Annotated in this window: 21 protein-coding genes; 6 read left to right on the top strand and 15 right to left on the bottom strand. The window is 57.5% G+C overall.

Annotated features, from left to right (window positions below; all coding sequences use genetic code 11):
- Positions 1-31 precede the first annotated feature (31 nt).
- From CAP31_RS04990 to CAP31_RS04965, 6 genes are all read right to left on the bottom strand, one after another.
- Positions 32-1,840 (bottom strand): ATP-binding protein, encoded by a 1,809-nt coding sequence (locus CAP31_RS04990; RefSeq protein ID WP_189836643.1) that lies wholly within the window; start codon positions 1,838-1,840, stop codon positions 32-34.
- Positions 1,841-1,886: 46 nt separating this feature from the next.
- Entirely contained in the window at positions 1,887-4,544 is a 2,658-nt protein-coding gene (locus CAP31_RS04985) for a PAS domain S-box protein (RefSeq protein WP_087446527.1), read from the bottom strand.
- A gap of 526 nt (positions 4,545-5,070) precedes the next feature.
- Positions 5,071-5,532 (bottom strand): DsrE family protein, encoded by a 462-nt coding sequence (locus CAP31_RS04980; protein ID WP_087446526.1) that lies wholly within the window; start codon positions 5,530-5,532, stop codon positions 5,071-5,073.
- Between the two features lie 184 nt (positions 5,533-5,716).
- Positions 5,717-6,280, bottom strand: coding sequence for a bifunctional pyr operon transcriptional regulator/uracil phosphoribosyltransferase (locus CAP31_RS04975; protein WP_087446525.1), 564 nt, complete (start codon positions 6,278-6,280; stop codon positions 5,717-5,719).
- A 50-nt stretch (positions 6,281-6,330) separates the two neighbouring features.
- Positions 6,331-6,774 carry an OsmC family protein gene (locus CAP31_RS04970; protein WP_087446524.1) on the bottom strand — a complete coding sequence of 148 codons (444 nt, stop codon included), beginning with the start codon at positions 6,772-6,774 and terminating at the stop codon, positions 6,331-6,333.
- Between the two features lie 14 nt (positions 6,775-6,788).
- Entirely contained in the window at positions 6,789-7,706 is a 918-nt protein-coding gene (locus CAP31_RS04965; protein ID WP_223247372.1) for a L,D-transpeptidase family protein, read from the bottom strand.
- A 198-nt stretch (positions 7,707-7,904) separates the two neighbouring features.
- Between CAP31_RS04965 and CAP31_RS04960 the strand changes: the two genes are divergently transcribed.
- On the top strand, positions 7,905-8,294 hold the full coding sequence (locus CAP31_RS04960; protein WP_087446523.1) for a DUF302 domain-containing protein: 390 nt from the start codon (positions 7,905-7,907) through the stop codon (positions 8,292-8,294).
- Between the two features lie 25 nt (positions 8,295-8,319).
- A complete protein-coding gene (locus CAP31_RS04955) occupies positions 8,320-8,586 on the top strand; it encodes an SHOCT domain-containing protein (RefSeq protein WP_157662655.1) in 267 nt (88 codons plus the stop codon).
- A 138-nt stretch (positions 8,587-8,724) separates the two neighbouring features.
- Here CAP31_RS04955 and glcF read toward each other — a convergent pair whose 3' ends face one another.
- Genes glcF through CAP31_RS04930 form a run of 5 tightly spaced genes read right to left on the bottom strand, consistent with a single transcriptional unit; the run spans position 8,725 to position 16,026 of the window.
- Positions 8,725-9,942 (bottom strand): glycolate oxidase subunit GlcF, encoded by a 1,218-nt coding sequence (gene glcF, locus CAP31_RS04950; protein WP_087446522.1) that lies wholly within the window; start codon positions 9,940-9,942, stop codon positions 8,725-8,727.
- A 1-nt stretch (position 9,943) separates the two neighbouring features.
- The gene (glcE, locus tag CAP31_RS04945) at positions 9,944-11,008 is read right to left on the bottom strand and encodes a glycolate oxidase subunit GlcE (RefSeq protein WP_087446521.1); all 1,065 of its coding nucleotides are present in this window, start codon (positions 11,006-11,008) and stop codon (positions 9,944-9,946) included.
- A complete protein-coding gene (locus tag CAP31_RS04940; RefSeq protein ID WP_087446520.1) occupies positions 11,008-12,501 on the bottom strand; it encodes an FAD-linked oxidase C-terminal domain-containing protein in 1,494 nt (497 codons plus the stop codon). The genes glcE and CAP31_RS04940 overlap by 1 nt, the downstream gene beginning before the upstream one ends.
- The gene (locus CAP31_RS04935; RefSeq protein WP_087446519.1) at positions 12,501-13,829 is read right to left on the bottom strand and encodes a four-carbon acid sugar kinase family protein; all 1,329 of its coding nucleotides are present in this window, start codon (positions 13,827-13,829) and stop codon (positions 12,501-12,503) included. Before CAP31_RS04935 ends, CAP31_RS04940 begins: the two co-directional genes overlap by 1 nt.
- 4 nt (positions 13,830-13,833) lie before the next feature.
- A complete protein-coding gene (locus CAP31_RS04930; protein ID WP_087446518.1) occupies positions 13,834-16,026 on the bottom strand; it encodes a hypothetical protein in 2,193 nt (730 codons plus the stop codon).
- A gap of 128 nt (positions 16,027-16,154) precedes the next feature.
- On the opposite strand from CAP31_RS04930, the gene CAP31_RS04925 reads away from it, so the two are divergent.
- Positions 16,155-16,919: an IclR family transcriptional regulator gene (locus CAP31_RS04925; RefSeq protein ID WP_087448263.1), complete on the top strand. Its 765-nt coding sequence runs from the start codon at positions 16,155-16,157 to the stop codon at positions 16,917-16,919.
- 62 nt (positions 16,920-16,981) lie between these two features.
- On the opposite strand, the gene CAP31_RS04920 is transcribed toward CAP31_RS04925, so the two are convergent.
- The 4 genes from CAP31_RS04920 to glnE form a co-directional block, all read right to left on the bottom strand.
- On the bottom strand, positions 16,982-17,731 hold the full coding sequence (locus tag CAP31_RS04920; protein WP_087446517.1) for an MBL fold metallo-hydrolase: 750 nt from the start codon (positions 17,729-17,731) through the stop codon (positions 16,982-16,984).
- Positions 17,732-17,802: 71 nt separating this feature from the next.
- Entirely contained in the window at positions 17,803-18,045 is a 243-nt protein-coding gene (locus CAP31_RS04915; RefSeq protein WP_087446516.1) for a zinc-finger domain-containing protein, read from the bottom strand.
- A gap of 10 nt (positions 18,046-18,055) precedes the next feature.
- Positions 18,056-18,976, bottom strand: coding sequence for a branched-chain amino acid transaminase (locus CAP31_RS04910; RefSeq protein WP_189836642.1), 921 nt, complete (start codon positions 18,974-18,976; stop codon positions 18,056-18,058).
- A gap of 46 nt (positions 18,977-19,022) precedes the next feature.
- Entirely contained in the window at positions 19,023-21,701 is a 2,679-nt protein-coding gene (gene glnE / locus CAP31_RS04905) for a bifunctional [glutamate--ammonia ligase]-adenylyl-L-tyrosine phosphorylase/[glutamate--ammonia-ligase] adenylyltransferase (protein WP_223247371.1), read from the bottom strand.
- 208 nt (positions 21,702-21,909) lie between these two features.
- Between glnE and CAP31_RS04900 the strand changes: the two genes are divergently transcribed.
- From CAP31_RS04900 to acs, 3 genes are all read left to right on the top strand, one after another.
- Positions 21,910-22,230 (top strand): DUF485 domain-containing protein, encoded by a 321-nt coding sequence (locus CAP31_RS04900; protein ID WP_087446514.1) that lies wholly within the window; start codon positions 21,910-21,912, stop codon positions 22,228-22,230.
- Entirely contained in the window at positions 22,205-24,262 is a 2,058-nt protein-coding gene (locus tag CAP31_RS04895) for a cation acetate symporter (RefSeq protein ID WP_223247370.1), read from the top strand. Before CAP31_RS04900 ends, CAP31_RS04895 begins: the two co-directional genes overlap by 26 nt.
- 162 nt (positions 24,263-24,424) lie before the next feature.
- Positions 24,425-26,392, top strand: a complete 1,968-nt coding sequence (acs, locus tag CAP31_RS04890; RefSeq protein ID WP_087446513.1) for an acetate--CoA ligase — start codon at positions 24,425-24,427, stop codon at positions 26,390-26,392.
- The last annotated feature ends 1 nt before the right edge of the window (position 26,393 follow it).

Genomic DNA, 26,393 nt, shown 5'->3' with positions numbered 1-26,393 from the left:
ATGAAAACCCGCTGGCGATTCAGCAAATCGTCTATTCAGGCTGCTGGAGCGCTGCGGGCAATGTAAGGGTGAATGTCGCCCCCTTGCCCACCTCGCTTTGCACTTCCACCTTGCCATTATTGGCCTGCATCAGGTTTTTCACCACCACCAGCCCCAAGCCGATGCCACGCGATTTGGTGGTAAACATGGGCTGGAACAGCTTGGCAAGATGCTCCGGAGCGATACCGACGCCGCTATCGCGCACACTGATGGCGACAGTGTTGTCGGCTGCATTTGCAACCGCCTGGATTTCCAGCATGCCGCCTTCCGGCATGGCTTCGATACTGTTGCAGACCAGGTTGCGCAGCGCCTGTTGCATTTGCAGCGGGTCTGCCGAGACAGGAGGCAATGCCTCCGGCAGATTTTGCCTGACGTTGACCGTAACGGGTATGACGCACCGGCTCAAGGTCTGGCTTACCAGCTCCCGCACACTCACGGTCGCGAGATGCGGGGGGTTGGTACGCACTGCATCCAGCAGACCGGCTACGATACGCTCGGCTCCCGCGATCTCGTTCCTGATGATGTCCAGATATTCTTTGGTAATGCCATCTGCATCAGGCTGCACAGCCTGCAGGTAGTAAACGGCATTGCTCATCACGCCGAGGGGATTACGCAGTTCATTACCGACGTTCTCGGCCAGCTGCCCCAGCATCGCCAGCTTTTCCTTGTGCACCAGTTGATCCTGCGCCTCCAGCAACTGCTGTGTTCTCAGCTGCAGCTGATCGGTCATGATATTGAAGTTATTGGCAAATTCGCTGAGCTCGTCTTTGCCGTACACTGCCAGTCTCTCATTGAAATCCCCGCTGGACACCCGCTTCACACCCTTGAGCAGATTGGATAGCGGCCGCAGAAAGAACCGGCCCAGAGTAGCCAGCAATATGGCTTGCAACAGCAATATGACGAACACTAACAGCGCTGTATTTCGCGCCATTTCAGAAATGGGGGCAAACGCGACATCAAGCGGCTGTTCCATCATCAAAATCCAGCCGCTGCCACGATAATCCTGCAAACCGCTTTGCCGCATTTCCACTGCCAGCGCATCTCCCTCGCCATGGGCAGGACTGGCAATAATGCCATAGCTGGCCATACCATTTTTTATGGCAGCCGCTCCCAGCAGCGGCATTCGCTGCAGCGAAGACTGATCACCGCTGCGCCTGCCTATCACGCCGCCTTCATGGTTAAGCAGATATATCCTGGCCGCGGAAGCCGCGTGATCGAGTATCTGCTGGACCGATGTCCACAGATATTGGGCAATTACCACCCCAATCACTTTATGCGGATTGCCTCTGGCATAAACAGGCGCTGCAAAAATAACGAATGGCTGATGGGTGCGCGGACAAATAACTTGTCCCGAGTAATAAATCTGACCTTGCAGGGCATGATCGAAACCGATCTTGTTCAGCGGATAATCTGAAATCTGTTGCGTCTTGCCCAAGGGTTTGGGGCCGAACAGTGCACGGCCTTTCTGATCGAACACCATCATGGCTCGCCACGGCCCGGTCAAACGCTCCCGCTCTTCCAGCTCTTTCGCCAGTTTCGCCTTCGCCGAAGCCCGAATTTGCGTAGACTCCACCGCTTCCTGCAACAACTCATCTGCCGCAATCATGCTGATATCCATATAAGCCCGGTACATGGCAATATCGATTTCGCGCATGACACTGGTAGCAGTCTGCATTTGCTCGCGCACGATGTGTTCCTGCAATAGCGAACGCGCTTCCAGAAACACGGCTGCACCGAGCAATGGCCCCACGATCAGGGAGATCGCCGCTGCGCTTAATCCGATTTTGGTGGCGAATTTCATGCTGCAATCCACCCGATGCATTGACTAACCGGATAGCCCATGATTTTCATCCTGCGCTTACCGGCAAGGCGGCGCTAGGCAACGTGATCGTAAACGTCGTTCCCTGGCCGGACTCGCTCGCCACTTCGACCTTGCCGCCATTGGCCTGCGTCAGGTTCTTTACCACGACCAGCCCCAAGCCGATGCCTTTGGCCTTGGTAGTAAACAATGGCTGAAATAATCTGGACAGATGCTCATGGGTCATGCCGATACCGGTATCCTTTACGCTGACGGTAATGGTCTGGGCCACCGGATCGGCACTGGCCCGGATCGTCAGCGTACCGCCTTCAGGCATTGCTTCAACGCCGTTACTGATCAGATTACGGAATACCTGCCCTATCTGCACCGGATCTACCAGCAACGATGGCAGCGTATCCGGGACATCCTGATTGACAGTGACCGTGGCGGGTATATCGCACTTGTTCAATACCTGCCCGATCAGATTCCCTACTCCTATCATCTGCGGCTGAGGCGGTTTGGTACGCACCGAATCCAGCAAATCGCCGACAATGCGGTCAGCCACCGCAATTTCATTCTTGATGATGCCCAGGTATTCCTTGACCGTTTCATCCGCATCGGTCAATACCGCCTGCAGAAAATAAACGGCATTATTCATCACCCCGAGCGGGTTACGCAGTTCATGGCCGACACTGCCGGCCACCTGGCCCAGCACCGCCAGTTTCTCCTTGCGTACCAGCGCTTCCTGCGTCTCCAGCAGCTGCCGGGTGCGCTCCTCAACCTTGATCTCCAGTTCCTCATTCAGCTTGCGGATCTCGTCTTCGATCCGTTTACGCTCGGTGATATCCGAATACATCCCCAGAATCCCGACTACCGTGCCTTGCGCATCGCGCAGCGGTATCTTGCTGGTAAGCACATACACCTTGCTTTTGTCGGCCTGAACCTGGGTCTCCTCGATATTCAGCCGCGCCTCTCCGGAGGCCATGACTTCGCTGTCCACCTTGCGATAGAACTCCGCTTCATCCCTGTTCCAGGGCAAGTCAAAATCGTTCTTCCCTACGATTTTTTCAGGTGAGTCCAGGCCTGCTACCTTGGCAAAATTCGCATTGCAGCCCAGATAGTTGGAATCACGATCTTTCCAGAATACAAAATGAGGAATGGCTTCGATAATGTGTGTAATCAACTCCTTCTGCTTGCGCAAGGCATCTTCCGCTTGCTTGCGCTCGGAGATATCCCGATCCATACCCCGATAACCGCCAAACTCCCCATTCTGGTCAAAAATGGGTACACCATTTGTTTCCAGCACGACAAGATGACCATCCTTGTGCAGATGAATACTCTCCAGATGCAAAAATGGCTGTTGTGCCTGAATAGTTTCCTGAAGCATTATGGAGATATGCTCCGCTTCTTCCTGTGGCATGAATTCAAACGGCGATTTGCCGATTATTTCTTCGGGCCCATATCCCAGAATGGCCTTGCACTGCGGGCTGACATAGGTGTAAATCCCCTGGATATCGGTTTCCCATATCCAGTCGCTGCTCTGCTCCACCAGATCACGGAACCGCTTTTCGTTTGCGGCAAGCGCTGTTTCCGTCAGCCAGCTGTCGGTAATGTCATGAACCGTTCCCAACACCTTATCAGGCCGGCCATCTGCGCCGCAATAAACTTCCCCGCGCTCGCGCACATAACGCACAGAGCCGTCAGGACGTAAAATGCGATGATCGAAACTGTACGGACGCATCTGTTGCAGTGCTGTATGCACCTGCTGCTCGACATGCTGTCGATCTTCAGGATGCACGGCTTGCATGAAGGCTACATAATCGGCGCCGAACTGCTGTGGCGTGAGGCCGAATATATGGTAGATTTCATCTGACCACGACAATTTGTCCTCAATAACATCCCATTCCCAGTTGCCTATATGGGCGATGCGCTGCGCTTCGGTCAGGCTGACAGTACGCTGTGCCACCTCATGTTCCAGCAAGGCTCGATGCTGTTCCAGTGCATTATCCCGGGACTGAATCTGCTCCAGCATGTTATTGAAAGCACCGGCCAGCACACCCACTTCGTCCTTGTTACGCAAATCCGAACGCAATGCGTAATTTTTGTCCCGGGAAACGGTACGCATCAATTCGACCAGGCTGTCCAGAGGGCCAAGGATGCCCGGGCTTATTCTGGTGATCAACGCCAATGCCGCACTTAAACCACCGATTATCGTGATCAGCGTGATCAGCAGATTTCTGAGCAGTTGCTCATATACCGGCAGCAGACTGGCTTGCACATGCATCCTGCCGATTGTCTCACCCTTGAAAACAATCGGACGATACAGATCGACATGAGTCATGTTGAATGCGTGGTGATCTCCTTCCAGGAGAATATGCAATGGCGTGGGCGCTCTGCGCGCATGCAAATACAGAGCAAAAATCTTGCCGGATTTATCCTGAATGACTGCAAAATCAATGTAATCAATCGCATGCAGTGCACTTAAGGTAGCATTCACCGCAGTCCTATCGCGGGACAGAATAGCAGTTGTGCTGTTTATCGAGATAATGCTTGCCTGACTATTGACGTTATTAATCAGTTCGTTGCGATATACGATCCACTGCTGAATGATGGAAACGACAGCAGTAAACAACAAGGCGACGCCTGCCGACAAAATGACGATGACCATCAGCTTGCGGCGTATGGCCATATCCTGAAATACAGACATCGAACTCACTGTATGCCTCCCGCTGGCAGGATTAAGCTTACCGATAACGGCATTCCCGGCTGCGCGAGAGTCCGTCCAGATTTCCTGCCCTGTCCCCCAACGAGCAAGCGCATCATGCCATTATCGGAAAATTTTCACGGCACTATAAACTCCCCGCATTGCAGTGCGGGTCTTTACCATAAACAGCCATGAATACGTGGGGGTACAAGGATATTAATCGGAAGAAATCTATTGATTGATTTACTGACACGATTGCCTCCTCGCACGGATCTGTAACCAGTCCTGGGTTTTAGTTAATTATTAATTGCGTTACAGCAAGTATAGACGATAGTGCACAATTTGAAGTTGCGCAATAAACGGAGAAGTTGGCAACGGAAGTTGAAGTGACTCAACCCGGACAATGGCAGAGGGAAGATAGACTGTTCATCCTCGGGGATGAACAGTCATATTTGAGGCGATGTCACCAGCCACTGATCAGATCAGCGACCGGTCAGGCTAGAAATTTAAAGCGATAATAAGCCCGCACTTAAGGACGGATGTATGCGTAACCCTCCATCTGTCTCTTGGCCAGCTCAATCACGCCGCCGGGCACATAACCGATCTCGGGCAACATATCATCATGGGTCAGCTTCATTGCATGCAGCGTATTTTCGCAAGCCACGACCTTGACACCCGATTCAATAGCCTCTTTGACTCTCGAACCAACAGGCGACTCGAACTTGAGCATGTTGACCCCTGGCCCGTAAGCCACGACTTCAAGTTCGCTATTACCCTTGCCTACAGCATCCTGGAAGTTTTTTATGTTATTGAGGGTCAGATTCCATTTTTGCGGATCGGCATCGCTCACCTGGAAAACCACTTTCATTTTGGCTTTTTGTACCTGTGCCGCGCCGCCGGCATCCGCGGCATAGGCTGTCGCCGAAACACTTGCTACCGCGAACAATGCAGCCGCCAATAAACTGTTTAATACATTTTTCTTATGTGTCATTACATCGTCTCCGTCTCATCAATAAAAAATTACACCCAGGAATTAATTTAATGCGGTTGAACCTTGTTCCGGCATTACGGCCAGCACATGCACCCATCATAATAGATGACGGAGTTTCACCGAAAATATTCCCTTATCAACAGATTAAACTGGCGCATATGCCAAGGATATTCAGAGAAAACAATCATGCAGCAGGTTGCAGCAGGTCTATCCTGAATTCCGTTTCATACGGCGGAACATTGCATTCGATGATATCCGGCGGCGCGACATCCAGTCTCACACCCACAATATCGGTACGTACCGGCAACTTGACCACGCCGCGGTCAACCAGCACAACGGTACGAATTTCAGCAGGCTGTTTGTTCGCCAGATATTCCACGGCGCGCAGCATCGAGTGGCCGCGATACATCACGTCATCGACCAGCAGCACAGCAGTATCTGACAAATCGAGCATCACGTGTTCGGGATTTTCAGTGAGCAGGGTTTGTGGATGCAGCAGCGTCAAATCATCGGCATAACGCTTTATCTGCAAATTCATCAGGGAAATAGCGTCCAGTTTGAACTGGCTGCGCAATCTGCCGTGCAGCATGGCTGCCAATGGCGCCCCGCGGCGCAGGATACCGGCCACCATGATGCGCTGTTTCCCGGTCAGCAGCCCGGCTGCTTGCCATGCCATGCTATCGAGTACGGCATCCAGCTGGGCTGTGGTATAAAGACATGTCCGCTTTCCCGATGGCTTGAAGTCCATATCAGTCAGACCTTTCCAACTCTGGGTTCATCCTGGCGCTGCACCAGGGTTCACGTCGCAGGCTCTACCGTAATTGCCATTTCAAAATCGATTCTGGCAGAGAGCGAATTCGCAATGAAACAGCCGTCCTTTGCCTTTTGCAGCAAGATGACCGCTCTGGCCTCGTCGGTATCAGGCAGGACATGCAGCCGCGCCGTCACCCTGAACTCGGTAAATCTGGTTACACCCTGTTCACGATCCAGCGTACCCTCGACATTGCAGTACAAAGTAATCCAGGTCAGCTTCATGGCTGAGGCAACAGCACGAAAAGTAAGGATAAAACAATCCGCAATCGCGGCAGCCAGCAAGGTTTCCGGCGACCAGCGATCCCCCGGCCCGCCAAATTCAATCGGCGCTGCCGAAGCAAGGGCATCCACCCCCTCGCTTACCAGACTGACTTCGCCTTCTGGTTCTGCAATCGCGCTTGCTTGATATTGATGAGGCAAACTTTTCATGATGGCCCCCTGCGTTAATCAACAGCCTTGAAGTCAGTCGTAGGCAACCCGACTTCGTGAGCCAATCCGTCTTGCTGGCGAACGACTGCTTGCACTTTATCCCAGTCTAGCATGTCCTGCCATCCATGCTGCTGCGCCGCGTTCGCGATACTGTCCAGCGGATCGGCCCACAGCTTATAAATATCAGGATTCACTTCCAGAAAAAACCGGCCATCCTCCAATCGCGCCAGCAACACCGGGGCATAAATAACCCTGCCGGTCTGACCTCTGGATACCAGTTGAAACAACACTTCAATATCATCGGGATTAAGGCGGACGCAGCCATGACTCTGAAAATGATAAATACTGGCCGGCGCAATGGTGCCGTGTATGCCGATACCCGGCAATGTGAGACCTATCCAGTATTTTCCCAGCGGATTATCCGGCCCCGGCGGCACTTCGGTTTTCACCACCTCGCTTTCGCGCTGCATCTCTTCCTGGATCGATTTGGGAACATACCAGGTCTTGTTTTCCTGCAGATCGATTATCCGAAAACGACCTTCCGGCGTAGGCCAATCCGGACGCCCCAGCCCCACAGGAAAATCCGCCAGCAAATGGCCTGTCTGAAAATAATACAGCATACGCTGCGGCAAATTGATCAGGATTCCATTATCCAGCTGTTCCGGAACGATATGGCGGTTGTCGATCTGCAAAACCTGATCGGGATAAATCAGAGCGCTGTACTTTATACCGTTAATCCGGGCCAGCACCGTCGGCGCGATGCCGAAACGTGCACCGATAAGGGTAAGTGAATCGCCGGGCCGCACCGCGTAGGCAAACCGCGAACCGACCATCGTGCCGGCAACTACCGCCATGCCTTGCTGCGCCTCAGCGGCAGGTACGCAGATCACGCATAGCAACCCTGCCAAGGCAAACCAACTGCGGATATTCATATTTCCCCTGTTTTGCCTCAGGATAATCCATCCATCAAACCATGATGCAATCCCGCTTGAATCCAATAAGCCTGCTTGCGCTCTCCCGAAAGCTTCGAATCAACTATAGCAGGGAACCCGTGATTCAAATAACATTTATACCAATTTTAATACTATACTTGGTTTAGACTATTCATTATTCAGAAAAGGACCAGCCCTATGTACGGATTTTCCATTTCAATAAACCCTCCTTTCGCCGCTGCCGTAGACAAAGTCACTGAGGCCCTGAAAAAAGAAGGTTTCGGTGTGCTCACCGATATTGATGTACAAGCCACCATGAAAGCCAAACTCAACATTGAAGGTCGTCCCTACCGCATCCTCGGCGCCTGCAATCCGCCGCTGGCTCATAAGGCCATTGAGGCCGACCCTGATATCGGCCTACTGCTACCCTGCAACGTGGTGGTGCGCGAAGAGACCAACGGCAAGATCACTGTTGCGTTCATGGACCCTGCTGCGGTATTGCAACTGGTCAACCGTCCCGACATCACCGAACTGGCTCAGGAAGTGAAAGGACGCCTGGAACGGGTGCGGGATAGTCTGGCAAGCTGAATACCAATCATCAAAAGGAGATGTCATGTACGGTCCATACGACCACAGCTGGATGTTCGGAGGCGGCATGTTGCTAGGCGGCTTGTGGATGATCCTGATCTGGGGAATTCCACTGCTGCTGGCCTTTGCGTTACTAAAATACCTGTTTTCCAAAGCGGGCAGCGACCGTAACCGCGAAACCGGAACGGAGGCACCCTCCACCCTCGACATACTCAACAACGCCTATGCCCGCGGTGATATCAGCCGCGAAGAATACCTGCAGAAACGGGATGATATCCAAGGCAAGAATTGAGCTGACCGACTCCCTGTCAAAACAAACCCGGGCCGCTGATTTAAACTATCACGCCCGGCGCGGGTGGCTTCATATCCTCAAAATCCTTCCTGCATCGCTTCGTCCGGGTCGGTCATCCGCATTGTAACAACAGCAATACTACAAATGAGCAGGCCTATCGAACAACTCGATCCAGTGACGCACAGGCAGCGGTGACTTGCTCGCCAGATGCAACTGACAGCCCACATTTGCGGTGACTATCTGTGTTGGTTTGCCGCTGGTCAGCGCAGTCAGTTTTTGCTGCAGCAGCTGCTGGGACAAATCAGGCTGCAAGATGGAATAGGTGCCGGCTGAACCACAGCAAAGATGCGCATCGGGAACAGCAGTTAGCTCAAATCCGGCACGGCGTAACAGCTGCTCCAGGGTGCCGCTTAATTTCTGTCCATGTTGCAGCGTACACGGAGCATGGACTGCCACTGCGCCTGACGGCTGCAATGGCAATACAGACAGATCCTCCCGCAACAGGACTTCGATCAGGTCACGCGTCATTGCCGACACCTGCTGCGCCTTGTCTGCATAATCCGGGGCATGACGCAACAAGTGGGCGTAATCCTTGACCATCACGCCACAACCGCTGGCAGTCATGACGATGGCTTCTGCTCCCGCCATGATATGCGGCCACCAGGCATCGATATTGCGCCGCGCAAAATCCTGCGCTTCCTGCTGTGCATTCAAATGATGACTCAACGCGCCGCAGCAGCCGGCGCTGCTTATTTCCAGCAAGCTCACGCCCAGCTTGTCCAGCACCCGCGCAGCGCTGGCATTGGTGAGCGGCGTAGTAGCAGGCTGCGCACAGCCTTGCAACACCAGCATTTTCCGCGCATGACGTGCAGCTGGCCAAGCCCCGGCAGATTGCGCTTGCGGAATGTGGTGTTGCAATGCAGCAGGCAGCAGCGGACGAAACAATCGCCCCAGTTTGAGCAGCGCTGCAAAGCGATGCCGATGCGAAATCACTGCCCGCAAAGTGCGGCGCAGCAGCTTTTCGCGCCAGCTTCGTCCCACCTGCTGCTCCACCACCGCGCGGCCGATATCGACCAGATGGCCGTACTGCACGCCGGACGGGCAGGTCGATTCGCACGAACGGCAGGTCAGGCAGCGATCCAGATGGGTCTGGGTTTTTGCCGTGGCGGGCTGGCCTTCCAGCACCTGCTTGATCAGGTATATGCGCCCGCGCGGGCCATCCAGCTCGTCACCCTTGATCTGATAGGTCGGGCAGGTCGCGGTACAGAAGCCGCAATGCACGCAGGAACGCAGGATGGCATCGGCTTCCTGGCCGGCGGCAGTGTTCTTGAATGCATCGCTCAATGATGTCTGCATTTCACAATCCTTCGTACATGCGACCGGGGTTGAGGATGCCTGCCGGGTCGAATGCCTGTTTTAAACGTTGATGCAATTGCCACAGCACGGGCGGCAGCGGCTGGAACACCGCTTTGCTGGCGCTGGCACCATGCACCAGCGTGGCGTGTCCGCCTGATGCGAGCACGCGGGCGCGCACCTGCTCGACGTCTGCGTTGCTCTTGAGCCAGCGCTGCGCCCCGCCCCACTCGACCAGCCAGTCTCCCGGCAAGTCGGGCTGCGCGGCTGTTGGTGGCAGCGCAATACGCCACAGTTTGCCGGCATCGACGAAAAATGGCGTATGCAACTCGCGTAAACCGCGCCAGAAGTTTGCCGCATCCGCCAGCACCTCGCTCGGCTCGCGTGCCTTGACCGCGGCAACGGCAGTGGCTGCGCCGGAAAAACGCAGATACAGCTGGCCGTCGATCCAGGCAGACGCGGACAGCGGTATCGGCTGGCCGGCCAGCCGATTCATGCGCATGAGCGCCTCGGCCAGCGTGCACGGCTGCACTAGGGTTAGCTCCTGCTGCGGCGCGGGCAATACTTTCAGACTGATATCCAGCAGCACGCCGAGCGTGCCCAGCGCCCCGGCCATCAACCGGGCGGCATCATAACCGGCGACGTTTTTCATCACTTCGCCGCCGAAATGCAGCAGCTCGCCCTTGCCGTTGAGCATGTGGCAGCCCAGCACGAAATCGCGCGCGGAACCCGCATAGGGACGGCGCGGGCCGGACAGGTTGCAGGCCACGGTGCCACCCAGCGTAGCCGCCGGTCCCCAGTGTGGCGGTTCGAACGGCAGCATCTGGCCCTGCTCGGCCAGCGCCGCTTCGATGTCATCCAGCGGCGTGCCGGCGCGGGCGGTTATTACCAATTCAGTCGGTTCGTAGCTGATGATGCCGCCGTGGCCGGACACGTCGAGCACGGTGCCGCGTGTCGTCCGGCCGTAAAAGGCCTTGCTGTTGCCGCCGACAATCTGCAGCGGCGTGGTGCAGGCATAGGCAGCCTGCACCTGCTGCTTCAGCGTAGCGGTAAGATCGGCTGGCGGCATCAGAAACGCTCCAGTTCGGGGAAAGGCAGCTGGCCGCCGTGCACGTGCATGGCGCCGAATTCGGCGCAGCGGTGCAGGGTCGGCACAGCCTTGCCCGGATTGAGCAGCTCAAGCGGGTCGAACACATGCTTGATGGCGTGAAATTGCGTCAGCTCGGCGCTGTCGTACTGCACGCACATCTGATTGATCTTTTCCATACCCACGCCATGCTCGCCGGTGATGCTGCCGCCGACTTCGACGCAGAGCTCGAGAATCTTGCCCCCGAATTCCTCAACCTGCGCCAGTTCACCGGGCTTGTTGGCATCGTACAGAATCAGCGGATGCAGGTTGCCGTCACCGGCATGAAACACGTTCGCCACCACCAGGCCATATTGTTGCGACAGCTCGCCGATGCGGCGCAGCACCAGGGGCAAGTGGCGGCGCGGGATGGTCCCGTCCATGCAATAGTAGTCGGGCGACAGGCGGCCGACCGCAGGGAAAGCGGACTTGCGCCCCTTCCACAACAGGGCGTGTTCCTGCTCGTCGCGCGCCAGCCTTACCTCGGTGGCGCCGATATTATTCAAAATGCTCTGCACCTGCGCCACCTGTTCGGCCACTTCCTCGCGCGTGCCGTCCAGCTCGCACAGCAGTATGGCTTCGGCGTCACGCGGGTAGCCGGCATGGGCGAAATCTTCCGCCGCGCTGATGGACAGCTTGTCCATCATCTCCAGCCCGGCAGGAATAACTCCGGCGGCAATGATGGCGCCCACCGCAGCACCGGCCTTTTCCACGTCGTCGAACGCCGCCAGCATCACCTGCGCCTTTTCCGGTACCGGCAGCAAGCGCACGATGACTTCCACGATCACGCCGAGCATGCCTTCCGAACCGGTCAGCAGCGCCAGCAGGTCGTAACCGGCGCTGTCAAGCGCCTCGCTGCCGATGACCAGCAGCTCGCCCTCCACCGTCACCAGTTTGATCTGCAGGATGTTGTGCACGGTCAGGCCGTATTTCAGGCAGTGCACGCCGCCGGAGTTCTCCGCGACATTGCCGCCGATGGTGCAGGCGATCTGCGACGACGGGTCCGGCGCGTAATACAGACCGAACGGTGCGGCCGCTTGGGAAATCGCCAGGTTGCGCACGCCCGGTTGTACCCGCGCGGTGCGCGCCAGGGTATCGAGCGACAGAATCGATTTGAGCTTGGCCAGACTAAGTAAAACACCATTAGGGTGCGGCAACGCCCCGCCGGACAGCCCGGTGCCGGCACCGCGCGCCACCACCGGCAGCTGATATTGATGGCACAGGCGCATGACCGCCTGCACCTGTTCCACCGTCTGCGGCAGCACGGTCACCCACGGCAGCTGCCGGTAGGCGGACAAGCCGTCGCATTCGTACGGGCGCAGGTCTTCTTCCACGTGCAGCACGCAGTCGGCCGGCAGCAGCTGTAACAGCTGCGCCACCAGCTCGGCTTTGCCGATCGCTGGCGTGTGATCGTGCTCGCAGCTGTGTGCCGACATCAGGCAGCGTTCCCGCGCAGACGATTGTAAACAGTGGCCAGCGCGTTGTCGTCGCCGACGTTGCCGGGGAATATCACCACCGGCAGATCCGGATAACGCGGGTGATCGGCCGGGCAGCGCACCACCGAACAGCCGGCCAGAATCTGCCCGAGCACGCGCGATGTACGCAATGCCAGGCCATCGCTCAGCACGTCGTTGGAGGTGATGCCGCCCTTGCTGATGAGGAAACCGATGCTCAGCGGCAGGTTGCGCACCACGTCCATCAAAAACGCCGACACCTGCTCACCGAAGGCCAGACGGGTGGCCTGATCGGCAAAGGTTTTCTCCATCCGGCTGGTATAGACCACCGGCGTCTCGCCGCGTGTATGGGCCGTCTCGGCGGCCTGGCGGACTTCTTCCAGCAGTGCGGCGCGATCGGAGCCGATGCGTTCGACATCCACTTCCAGCCCCATGACGTCCGGCTGCTTGAGCAGCTCGGCCAGTTGCGCGGTGGTTTTCTTCACGTGCGAACCGACAATGACCGCACCGGCACGCCTGCCGCGCACATAGGCAGCCATCTGTTGCGGTGCCACCGGCTGCGGACCGAGCTGCGCCAGCGAAGTCAGCAGGCTGGCCGCGCTGCGAAATAGGAAGCGCTTGCCGGTCGCCGCCGCAGTCTGGATCTGCACGGCAAAGCGGTCCAGATCGGACTGCTGCTCCGCGTCCACTACGCCGCAGACATTACCGTGCAACGCCAGCAAACGTGCCGACACATCGCCGCGCACGTCAGCCAGAGTAAAGCGCTCGACCTGCTCAGCGGCAATGCGGCCACGGGTCTTGTCCGCCACGTAATCGGGCAGATGACTATGGCGGTAGCCGAATACGGAATCGCGAGCGAACTCGGTCTCGTGCACCGGCACCGGTTCGCCGTTGACCATCAGATAATGGATGCTGCCGCGCGTGACACGGCCGCCCTCAAAAAAGGCCGGCACCAGGAAATGCGCGTCGAACGGGCCCAGTTCTTCCGCAATGACATCCGTCTCCACCGGGTAATGGCCGCGCAGGGTCGAGTCGGACCGGCTCACCAGAATCGGGTTGATGCTGCGACCGGCCGTGCCTTCCTGTTCCAGTGCGATGCGCACATTGGCGCACACCTCGCGGGTAACCGCTTCGGCCCGTTCGGCCGACATGCCGCGCGTGTTGGTCAGCACGAAGAACAGCGGCGATGCGTCCTGCAACGCACCGACCAGGGTTGGCACGTCCCAGCGCGTCAGCAGCAGGCAGCCGTGTACCGTCTGCGACCCGGTCGGGTCGTCATCCAGGACGATGATTTTGGTTTGCTGGCCCATATGCTTATTTCATTAAGGTTTTGGCACGGGCAGACATGGCGTCGGCGGTGATGCCGTTAAATTCCATGATCTCGTCTGCCGAGGCGGTGGTTTCGCCGCGTTTCCAGCAGAAGGTATCACGTTTCGGCGCACGCGTGCGCAACAGTACCGGCTCCAGCGGTGCGCTCGGGCCGCCGGTCACGGCGATCAGCGCCTCGCCGTCGAACAGCGCATTGAAATGATCGTCGTCCATGAACGCGTTATCCGGCTGCGATACGGTATTCCAGGCCACGTCGGTCGGGCGGTACAGTGCGCGTGGATTCACCACGGTAACGATACGTACACTGTAGCCGTCCGCTTCCAGCTTGTCCTTGGCGCCAAACACCGGCAGCAGCACCATGTCGCCGGTAACAGCGAACACCACCGTGCCCTTGTCGCCGCCTGCGCTCTGGTAAATCGTCGCCGCGCCCTGCTCAACCGCTTTTCTGGATTCAGCCAGACTCATGTACACCGGCAGCGGACTCTTGGAGGCGATAATGACCATGCCCTTGTTGATGCTGTCGGTGGCGTATTCATAGGCAGTCTGGATCGAGTTGGCGTCGCACGGGAACAGCGGGAACACGTTGCCGTTACGCATCATGGCGGCAAAGAAGTTCTCGATTTCAGGACGCTGATGGGTCCAGCCGTTGCGGCCCTGTTCCAGCGCGCCGGCGGTGAACATGCACACGACCGACGGCGTCTTGCGGCGCAATTCGGCCATGGCCTGAGTGACCGTCTGGATGATCGGCCAGCCATTGATGGCGAACGATTCGTACGACAGCCACAGCGAACGCGAGCCGAACAGCGCCAAACCGGCTGCCAGACCGGCGCAGGCGTCCTCGTTCAGCGGCTCGTAGACCTGACCGTTGGGTTCCTGGTTGTACAGCGGGTCAGCGGTCGGATGGCGGATTTTCAGCGCATCGTTGATGTTCTTCATCGCCGAGGCTTCGTTGCCGTCAGCATTGGTCACCACGAAACGCGGATCTGCCTTGCCCATCTGCGCCACCAGCGCGCCCATGGCAGTAGCCGGCACGGCCTTGTCGGCCAGCTTGAATTCGTCCATCGCCAGCTTCGGCATCGGTACGATAGCCAGCTCGGTCTCGGTTACCACGGTTTTGACAGCGGGACCGCCGCCGGCACGCGAGAAGTTGTCGCGCACGATCTGCCAGGCTTCTGGCGGCAGCGCGCGGCGCTTCAGGCCTTCGATGATATGCGGCTGGTCGAGCGTGTCCTTGGGATACAGGTTGTGCGACTTGGCACCCACCGTGTGCACGCCGGCACCCTTGAGCTGCTTGATGATGAACACCGTCAGCGTGCCGCCCAATGCGGAACGGGCTGCCTTGTCCGTGCCCTGCAGCACCGCCTTGGCAAACGCCAGGCGCTGGCCGTGGGAGAAATACGTGCTGTCGACGTAGGCGGCACTCTGGTTGCTATCGTCGAACTCCTTGGCATCGACCAGTACCACCTTCTTGAAGCCGTGACCTTTCCAGTAGGCGATCATCTCGTCGTTGCTCATGCGCGACACCATGGAGTGGTGTTCCTGCGAGTAGCCGTTCCATACCAGCACCGGCAGGAAGTTGGTGACGTTCGGGTAAGCGGTGTTGAAGTGCATCATGCTGTTGAGCACGTAGGGTTCGCCCATGCCGCCGTCGCCGATGGTGACCGGGAACAGCTTGCCGGGGTGCAGCAGCGCGCCGGCCATGGCAAAGTGCTGGCCCTGGCCGAGCGGACCGGCCGGGGCCAGCAGACCGGGGATGGCGCCGGACAGGTGGCCCAGCAGGCCGTGCTTTTCACGGAAACGCGCCATCATGTCGTCCATGGTGTGGATGCCCATTTCTTCCAGCGAGGAATCGAGGAACATGGAGGAATAGAAACCCGGCGCATGGTGGCCGACTTCGGTGACGATATTGGTGTGGCCGAGCATAATCAGGGAAGCGTGCGCCTCGGCGCTGGAGGCAAACCCGCCAGGGTGGCCGGAACCCTTGGAGCCGGTCACCTGCAGCGTCAGATAACGCAGCGCATCGGCGCCCAGCAAGGTCTGGTAGGCGGCCTTGTCGTCGTTGGCGTCGGCAATCGCGCTCTTGCCTTCGGCGATTATCGCCTGAGCTGCCTTGGCGTCAAAATCCGGCCACTTGTCGCCGTAGTGATGGATGCCCTGACAAAATGCGGGTGTGTTCATGATGTATTGCTCCTGAATTGAAATGGATGGCGGCCCAAATGCAGCGCGATGGAATTACCTTACCAAATTACTCGGTATTTCGCAATACAGAATTGATTTCACGATGTGAAATGATGTATGATAATTTCATGAATACAGAATCCTCCATCCAAGTCATCGACCGCATGGTCACGCTGCTGGAAAGCCTGGCCCAGCACGGCCATGCCAGCCTCAAAATACTGGCTGCCGACACCGGCCTGCATAGCTCCACGGCCTTCCGCATCCTGGCCTCGCTGCAACATCACGATTGGGTGGCGCGCGACAGCAACGGCGCCTACCAGCTCGGCAGCGGCCTGATGCGCTATGCCGCGCAAGTCGAGCAGCAAATCGACCTGCGCCAGATTGCGCTGCCCATCATGACGGCATTGCGTGATCGAACTGGCGAAACAGTCAATTTGACCTTGCGTGAAAACGACGAAGTGATTTATATCGAACGCGTGACCTCCAACCGCATGATGCGAGTGGAACAGATCATCGGCAGCCGTGCACCGCTGCATGTCACCGCTGTCGGTAAATTGATGCTGGGCGAAAGCAGTGCAAGCGCCTGCCTCGAGTATGCACAGAGAACGCAGCTGCCCGCTTACACCCCCAATACCATTACCGACCCCAAAATCCTGTGCGCCACCGCCCAATCGCTGCGAGCCCAAGCTTATGCGTTTGATGATGAAGAAGCTGAGCTGGGGGTAGGCTGCATAGGCGTACTGATCCGCGATGCCAACGGCAAAGCCGTTGCCGGGCTATCCATCTCAGCCCCGCGTGACCGCCGCAAAGATGAGTGGGTGACCGAACTGCAACAGGCTGGCGCTCAATTATCGGCAAAACTCGGTTATTTCAATCCTGCATCTACCGTCTGATTCCGATTTTACGCAGTTTTTCGCACGCACTGAATTCAATAACCAAGCTGTACCTGACCGCGTCAGCCTTGATGACTTTCGGCGATCTGCTCACAATACTGTTGCAGCGTATCGGGGACGCCCGGCGGGCATTCGCCGCATAGGCGGTTACCAGGCACCGCATAATCGATGAATTTGGGATAGGCCAGATTGAGATTGGCCATGATTTCGACGAATTCGGCCAACGGCTTGTCGCCGCCCAGACGCGGGTTACGGGTTTTCTCCTGCGCGATGCTGGAAACATGCCGCCCCTGATAATCGTGGGCGGGATACACCAGCGTATCATCCGGCAAGGTAAACAGCTTGTGATGCACGCTGCGGTACAGCGTCGGGGCATCGCCATTCTGGAAATCGGTACGGCCGCAGCCGTCTATCAGCAACGCGTCGCCGGTCAATACATGGCGGTCAACCACATAAGCGAAATGATTATCGGTGTGGCCAGGAGTATGCAGCGGCATGATGGTCACGCCGCCGAAGGTAAAAGGTCTGCCGTCTTCCAAAGCTTCATCGGCACAAGGAAGCCGGTCCAGCGCAGGGTGCGCGATGCGGCTGCCGGTCTCCTGTTTCAGCTTGCGCGCGGCACTGATATGATCGGCGTGAATATGGGTATCGATGGTGTAAGCCAGCTTCAGCCCCAGCGCATTGATCTCGGCCAGGTCGCGCTGCCAGGTGGGCAGTACCGTATCGACCAGCACTGCCTGCCCGGTTGTTTCACAGCCCAACAGATAGGTATATGTGCTGGATATCGGCTCAAATAACTGTCGGAAAATCATGTCAACCTCCTCGAATTAAGCGTCATGCTTATTGGAGTGCCATTGACATGAGATGTTCAATCTTTCGATTATCAATGACCGTGCTTTACCGGGCCGCCCTTGAGCCGGAAAGTCGTGCCGCAATACGGGCACATCGCTTCGCCGGTCTTTTCCACGTCCAGAAATACGCGCGGATGGGAATTCCACGCGATCATGTCCGGTGTCGGGCACTGCAGGGGCAAATCCTTGGCAGTGATTTCGACATAGCGCTCGGTGTTATCGTACAGCGCCTGACTCTTTAGCGGCACGTCATGTTCATGCGGTGTCTGGGACATCATCTATTCCTTAAATATAACTTAACCAGTCGGTATGTTTGGGATCGCGGCCATGTACGCAATCGAAATACATCTTCTGCAGCCGGCTGGTCACCGGACCGCGTTCGCCGTTGCCGATCGCGCGGTTATCCAGCTCGCGGATAGGCGTCACTTCAGCAGCAGTGCCGGTGAAGAAGGCTTCGTCTGCGCTATATACTTCGTCGCGGGTGATGCGTTTCTCGATCACCTCCAGCCCGATTTCGCCGGCCAGCTGCACGATGGTGTCACGGGTAATGCCTTCCAGCGCGCTGGTCAGATCCGGGGTGTACAGCTTGCCGTTGCGCACGATGAACACGTTCTCGCCGGAACCTTCGGCCACGAAACCGTCCACATCCAGCAGCAGGGCTTCCTGATAGCCGTCCTGCGCTGCTTCCTGATGTGCGAGGATGGAGTTCATGTAATTGCCGTTGGCTTTGGCCTTGCACATGGTGATATTGACATGATGGCGGGCAAACGAGGAAGTCTTCACGCGGATGCCGCGCTCCAGTGCTTCCGCCCCCATGTAAGCGCCCCATGTCCATGCCGCCACGATGACGTGGGTCGACAAGGTCTTGGCCGAGATACCCATCGCTTCGGCGCCGTAGAACGCCATCGGGCGCAAATAGGCGGATTCGAGATTGTTGTCGCGCACGGCAGCCAGCTGCGCGGCGGTGATGGTGGCTTTGTCATACGGCATTTTCATGCCCAGGATATGGGCGGAACGGAACAAACGGTCGGTGTGCTCTTTCAGGCGGAAAATCGCCGTGCCCTTGTCGGTCCTGTACGCGCGCACGCCTTCGAATACACCCATGCCGTAATGCAAGGTGTGGGTCAAAACGTGGGTGGTGGCGTCGCGCCAGGGCACCATTTTGCCGTCGTACCAGATAAAACCATCGCGGTCAGCCATTGACATTGCATTTACTCCAAAGCTTGAAATTAAGTGAATGTGAAATTGTAACTTATTTTGAACCAAAAACCTGCGTCCACAGCGTTTTAACCGCATCCACGTGCGCCGCTATCGTCGCCATATCGACCCGGGCGGCATCTGCACCCTGCAAGCGCAGGCTGTGCAGCAACTGGCGGAATTGACGATACGCGTCACGCACCGCTTCGGCCGAATCGCCTGCAATCAGCCCCAGCTCTGCGGCCACCGTGAGCAAGGCCAGATTGCCTGCGTTCACAGTCAGTTCACTGTGTGCCGAACTGTATGCGAGTATCAGGTATTGCACGATGAATTCCACGTCGATAATGCCGCCGGCGTCGTGTTTGATATCGAACAGCTTGCTGTGATTCGGATGCCCGTCGTGCATTTTTTGCCGCATCATCAGCACAGCTGCACGCAATTGGGCGAGATCGCGCGGCTGGGTCAGAATATCGCGGCGAATCGGCTCGAATAACGCACCCACCGCCACATCGCCTGCCACAAAGCGCGCACGAGTAAGCGCCTGATGCTCCCAGGTCCAGGCGTGATGGCGCTGATAGTCGCTGAACGCCTTGATACTGCTTACCAGCAAACCCGATGCGCCATCCGGCCGCAGACGCAAATCGGTCTCGTACAACACGCCCGCCCCGGTGGTACTGGACAACCAGGTATTGATGCGCTGCGCCAGGCGTGCATAGTTTTCTGCGGCATCGGGCGCATCATCCTGATACAGGAACACCATATCCAGATCCGAGGCGTAGCCCAGCTCGCGTCCGCCCAGCTTGCCATAACCGATAATGGCAAAATGCGGGATTTCGCAATGGTGATTGCGCACGCCCGCCCAAGCCAGCGGCAGCGTCGCTTCCAGTATCAGCGCAGCCAGATCGGACAGATAATCCGACAGTTTTTCCAGCGGCAGTATGCCGGCAAGGTCCTGCGCGAGCAGGTGAAAGGTCACGCGCTGGCGAAAATGGCGCATGGCATCCATTTGCCGCTCGGTATCGCCTTCCAGCGACTGTATTTGCGTCGCCAGCTCAGCCCGTAATGTCGTCCAGTCAGGCGGGGTATAAAGCACGCGGGTATCCAGCAATTCGTCCAACAGCATCGGGTTGCGCGTCATGTATTGCGCTGCCCACGGGCTGGCAGCACAGATCTTGGCAAGCTGCTGCAAAGCCGCCGGATACTCCACCAGCAATGCCAGATACGATGCCCGCTGTGATACCGTTTCCAGCAGATCCATGATGCGCGCCAGCGTGCTGTCGCGCGGCGGCATGCTCGCCGCCACTTCGATCAGCTGCGGCACCAGCGTATCCAGCCGCACCCGGTTACTGGCAGGCAAACCCACGTAGCGGCTGCTCTGGCGTATCTGCCGCAAGCGCTGGTAAACCGCTTCGGGATCGTCAAATTCCAATTTTGCCAGTTGCAGCCTGGCTTCTTCCTCGTCAATCACGCCCAGCCACAGCGCGCTCAACGGATGACCGGCACTATCGGCCGGCGCGGCAAACACCTGATCGAAATGCCTGGAGACATGGGCGCGGTGCTCGTTCAAAACCAGTAAAAACGCGATGTAATCTGCAAAACCCATGCTCTTTGCGATACGCATGCGGTCTTCTTCCCGGGTCGGCAACATCTGGGTTTGTGCGTCATCGAGATATTGCAGACGGTGTTCCAGATTGCGCAGAAAACAATAAGCCTCGCGCAATTCGGTGACGGCCTGTTCCGGCAGCGAGCCGCGCGCAGCCAGCATCGGCAGTATCGCCAGGGTTGCGCGCGTCTGTAATGCCGGTATCTGACCGCCGCGTATCAGCTGGAACACCTGTGCGATGAATTCGATTTCACGGATGCCGCCCGGTCCGAGCTTGATATTGTCGATGCGATCGCGACGGATCACTTCGCGACGGATCTGCGCGTGCAGTTCGCGCATCGCGGCCAGCGCATTGAAATCCAGATATTTGCGGAATACGAACGGACGAACGATGGCATTCAATTCGTCGAGCCGGCTGCCGGTCAACGTGCGTCCCTTGATCCAGGCATAACGTTCCCATTCGCGGCCGTGGATTACCAGATAATCCTCGAATGCCGTATAACTCATCGCCAATGGCCCCGAATCGCCCCACGGCCGCAAGCGCGTATCCACCCGGAATACGAAGCCGTCAGCGGTAATCTCGGAGATCGCCAGCCCTATCTTCTTCGCCAGCGACACAAAGAACTGATGATGGGAAATCGGCTTGTTCCCTGCGGTTTCCCCTTCGGCGGCATACAGATACACCAGATCGATATCCGATGAAACATTCAGCTCGCCGCCGCCGAGCTTGCCCATCCCCACCACTGCCAGCTCCATGGGCGTGCCATCTGCATTGAGCGGCATGCCGTGGTCCTCAGCCAGCCAGGCCGTGTGGTAACGCAAGGCATAGCGCACCGCCACTTGCGCCAGATCGGTACACATGCGCATCACCTCGTACAAATCCGCCAGACCGCCCAGATCACGCACAATGATCTGCGCCATCACCGCCTGGCGCAATTTGCGCAAGGTGGCTTGCAACGCTGCGGCGTCGGCGATCTGCAACCTGTCCAGTTGCGCCTGCATCGAGCTCGCATCCCACGGCACCTCCAGATGCGCTGCCAGTGCCGGGCCAAAGCCGTCATCGGCGGCAATCAGCCGACTCAAGTAACGGGAATGTTGACTGGCCGTTGTCACTAAATCCATTGCACTCATGGGCATCACTTCCGTGTTTGACACAAAACCGTATTATTCACTAGAATCACTCACCTTGACTCCACCGGGTTAATTGAAACAATCAAACTCAAGACATAACTTGAGCACAGCCACAAGTTCGTTTCACCATAACGATACCAATGCAGCCGTTTCAGCTTTCATTCAAACCAGCACTTAACAACATGCAACCATACCAATTGGAGCCTATATGACCACGCACAACATGAACTGGCAAGCGATCGATGCAGATCCGCGTTTCCAGGCCCTGCATCGCAAAAAAATGATGTTTCTTTGGGGATTGATGGTTTTTTCGATCATTTACTATTTCCTGCTACCGGTTGGCGCCGCGTATTTCCCCGAGATTTTCAATATCAAAGTATGGGGGCCGGTCAATATCGGACTTCTATTCGCGCTCTCCGAATTCATCGTGGCATGGTTCATCGCCCTGATTTATTCACGCCGTGCCAATGCCGTATTCGACAGCATGGCGCAGGAAATCATGAATGACGCACACAAAATTGGAGCCTGATACCATGCATATTACCAACACAAAACGAGCGTGGCCGGCATTCCCGTTGCTCGCCGGCCTTAGCTCGATGAGCTGGGCAGGCGAAGGCGCCGTCGCCAATGAATACAAATTCCTCACCCTGGCTGTATTCGGCGCGATCATCGCGCTGACCATGGCGATCACCTACTGGGCCGCAAAAAGGACACATACAACCGCCGAATTCTATGCTGCCGGGCGCAGCATTTCCGGGGCGCAGAACGGCTGGGCGATCGCTGGCGATTATCTGTCTGCCGCTTCGTTCCTGGGTATCGCAGGCCTGATCTCCCTGTATGGCTATGACGGCTTCATGTACTCGGTCGGTTTCCTCGTGGCGTACATCACGGTGCTGCTGGTCATCGCCGAACCCTGTCGCAACATCGGCAAATTCACGCTGGGCGATATCCTGGCTTTCCGTAACGACCCGAAAAAAACCAAGGCCATCTCTGCCATCTCCACCATCACCGTATCGATTTTTTACCTGACCGCGCAGATGGTAGGCGGCGGCGTGCTGATCAAGACCCTGATCGGCATCGATTACGAGATTTCGGTGATCGGCGTTGGCATACTGATGCTGGCCTACGTGGTGTTCGGCGGCATGGTGGCGACCACCTGGGTGCAGATCGTCAAGGCCATACTGCTGGTCGTGGCTTCGCTGGTACTGGTGGTACTGGTGTGGGCGCCTTACGGTTTCTCGCTGCCAGGTTTCCTCGACGGCGTCGTGCATAACGAAGGCGTGCAGAAACAGGTAGCGAAACTGCTGGGCAATGCAGCAACCAGCATGACCCCGGAAGAATTGGGCCAGCGTTTCCTTGAACCCGGCCTGTTCCTGAAAAATCCGATCGACCAGATCTCGCTGGGCATGGCGCTGGTGCTGGGTACCGCAGGCCTGCCGCACATCCTGATGCGCTTTTTCACCGTACCAAACGCTCAGGAAGCGCGTAAATCCGTGGTGTGGGCGATGGCGATCATCGGCGGCTTTTATGTGATCACCCTGTTCCTCGGACTGGGTGCCGCTACCCTGGTCGGCCCGGCCAATATCATCGCGCTCGACAAGGGCGGCAACATGGCTGCACCTATCCTGGCCCAATATCTGGGCGGTGGAGCGCATTCCATCCTGGGCAACTTCTTCCTCGCCTTCGTCGCCGCAGTGGCTTTCGCCACCATCGTCGCGGTTGTCGCCGGTCTGGTGCTGGCATCCGCTTCGGCAATGGCGCATGACATCTACGTCGGTGTGATTCGCGGCAACCATGCTACTCAGGAAGAGCAGATCAAGGCAGCTCGCATCTCCACCCTGATCGTTGGCGTCGCCGCCATCGTCATCGGCATCATGGCCAAAGGGCAGAACGTCGCTCATCTGGTCGGCATGGCCTTTGCGGTGGCTGCTTCCAGCAACCTGCCTGCGGTATTCCTTACGCTGTACTGGAAACGCTGCAATACCGGCGGCGTAGTACTGGGGATGCTGTCAGGCGCGATTGCCGCAATCGTGCTGGTGATGGTCTCGCCCAACATGACCTACCCCAAGGAAGTCGTCAAGGCTGCCAACAAGGTATTGCAAGGCGAACCTGCCGTTGAAGCCAAACCTGCTGTAGCGGCCAAACCGGGCGAAGGCTTGATATGCGAACTGTTTGCAGTCTGCGCCAAGGCCGAGGCGGCCAAACCGGCGACTCCGGCCAGCCCGGCCAAACCGGGAGCGCTGGAAAAGCTGGCCGCGCTCAATGCGCAACTGCCGACGCTGACCGATGCTGACGCGATCGCCAAAACCAACAAGGAGATCGGCAAGCTGACGAAAGACATCAGCAAGGCGCAGGACGACTTGAAACAGTATGCCGGCCAGACTACCAGCATCATGGGCCTGGAGAAGCCGTTCTTCCTGCTCAAGAACCCCGGTCTTATTTCGATTCCGCTGGGTTTCCTGATGGTGATACTGGGTTCCTTGCTGTATCGCGATCCGCGTGCTGAGGCCATGTGGGAAGAATTGTATGTACGCCAGAATACCGGCATACACGCAGCTTAATCCCTGATTCTGCACCAACCTGAAAATCCTCTGGCCTCCTCCGGCCAGAGGATTTTTTAATTTCAGCCAGCCTCATCAGCGCCAAGCTCTCTACCTCAATTTGGATTAAAATAGCAACTTAACATCAAGGGCCCGCCCTAAACACCCACCACGGAGTTTGTAATGTCACACATCGAATCAGTTTTGCATGAGAACCGTTCCTTCCCGCCCAGCAGCGAATTCCAGGCTCAAGCCAATGTCTCCGGCATCGCCGCATACCAGGCCCTGGCCGCCAAGGCCGAGGCGGATTACGAGCAATTCTGGGCAGATCTGGCCCGCCAGCACATCACCTGGAAAACCCCTTTCACCCGCACACTCGACGAATCCAATGCGCCGTTTTACCGCTGGTTCGATGATGGTGTGCTAAACGTTTCCTACAACTGCATCGACCGTCATCTGCCGGCCAAAGCCAAACAGACAGCACTGATCTTTGAAGCCGACGACGGCAACGTGACCCGCATCAGCTATCAGCAGCTGCATGACCAGGTCTGCGCTTTCGCCAACGCCCTGAAAGCACGCGGCATACAGAAGGGTGACCGTGTTGTGGTGTACATGCCCATGGGCGCCGAAGCCGTCATCGCGATGCAGGCCTGCGCCCGTATCGGCGCCATCCATTCGGTGGTATTTGGCGGCTTTTCCGCTAAATCTCTGCACGAACGCATCATCGATGCCCAGGCCAAGCTGGTGATCACCGCCGATGCCAGCATGCGCGGCGGCAAGGCTGTGGCACTGAAAGCCGCCGTAGACGAAGCTCTCTCCCTCGGCGGCACCGAATGCGTCAGCGGCGTGATCGTCTATCAGCGCACCCGCAATGAAATCAGCTGGCACGCCGGGCGCGACGTGTGGTGGCATGACTGCGTCAAAGACATGGCGAGCAGCTGTGAACCCGAGTGGATGAACGCCGAAGACCCGCTGTTCATTCTCTACACCTCCGGCTCTACCGGCACCCCAAAAGGTGTGCAACACAGCACCGCCGGCTATCTGCTCGGTGCAATCCTGTCCATGCAATGGGTGTTCGATGCCAAGCCTGCGACCGATGTGTTCTGGTGCACCGCCGACGTCGGCTGGATTACCGGCCACACCTACGTCGCTTACGGTCCGCTGGCAATGGGCATGACCCAGGTGATTTTCGAGGGTATCCCGACTTACCCGAACGCCGGACGTTTCTGGAAAATGATCCAGGATCATCGCGTTACCACCTTTTACACCGCACCGACTGCGATCCGCTCGCTAATTAAGCTGGGCGGCGATCTGCCGGCCCGGCACGACTTATCCAGCCTGCGCCTGCTGGGCACAGTGGGCGAACCGATCAATCCCGAAGCATGGATGTGGTATTACCAGCAAGTCGGCCAGGAACGCTGCCCCATCGTCGATACCTGGTGGCAGACCGAAACCGGCTCCAACATGATCGCGCCCTTACCCGGCGCCGTCGCTGCCAAACCCGGCTCCTGCACTTTGCCGTTACCCGGCATCATGGCGGATGTAGTCGATGAACACGGCCATGCGCTGCCGCTGGGGCAAGGCGGTTATCTGGTCATCAAGCGTCCTTTCCCGTCGCTGTTGCGCACGCTGTGGAACAACCCGGAACGTTACAGGAAAGCCTATTTCCCTGAAGAACTGGGCGGCAATATCTATCTCGCCGGCGATTCGGCGCACCGCGACAAGGACGGCTACTACTGGATCATGGGGCGTATCGACGACGTGCTGAATGTGTCCGGCCACCGCCTCGGCACCATGGAAATTGAATCTGCGCTGGCCGCACATCCTCTGGTCGCCGAAGCTGCCGTGGTCGGCAAGCCCCACGAAATCAAGGGTGAAGCCATCGTCGCGTTCGTCGTGCTGAAAGATGCACGCCCCGAAGGCGACGCAATCAAGGAAGTCACCAATGCGTTGCGCAACTGGGTCGGCCAGGAAATCGGCCCGATCGCCAAGCCCGACGAGATCCGTTTCGGCGACAACCTGCCGAAGACGCGCTCGGGCAAGATCATGCGCCGCCTGTTGCGCAATCTGGCACGGGGCGAAGACATTACCCAGGACGTCTCCACTTTGGAAAATCCGGCCATACTGGAACAGCTCAAAGCATCCCATTAAT

The sequence above is a fragment of the Sulfuriferula sp. AH1 genome (genome assembly GCF_002162035.1).
Lineage (GTDB): Bacteria > Pseudomonadota > Gammaproteobacteria > Burkholderiales > Sulfuriferulaceae > Sulfuriferula.
Note: the sequence above shows the minus strand (reverse complement) of the source record. Positions and strands in the feature narration are given on the sequence as shown.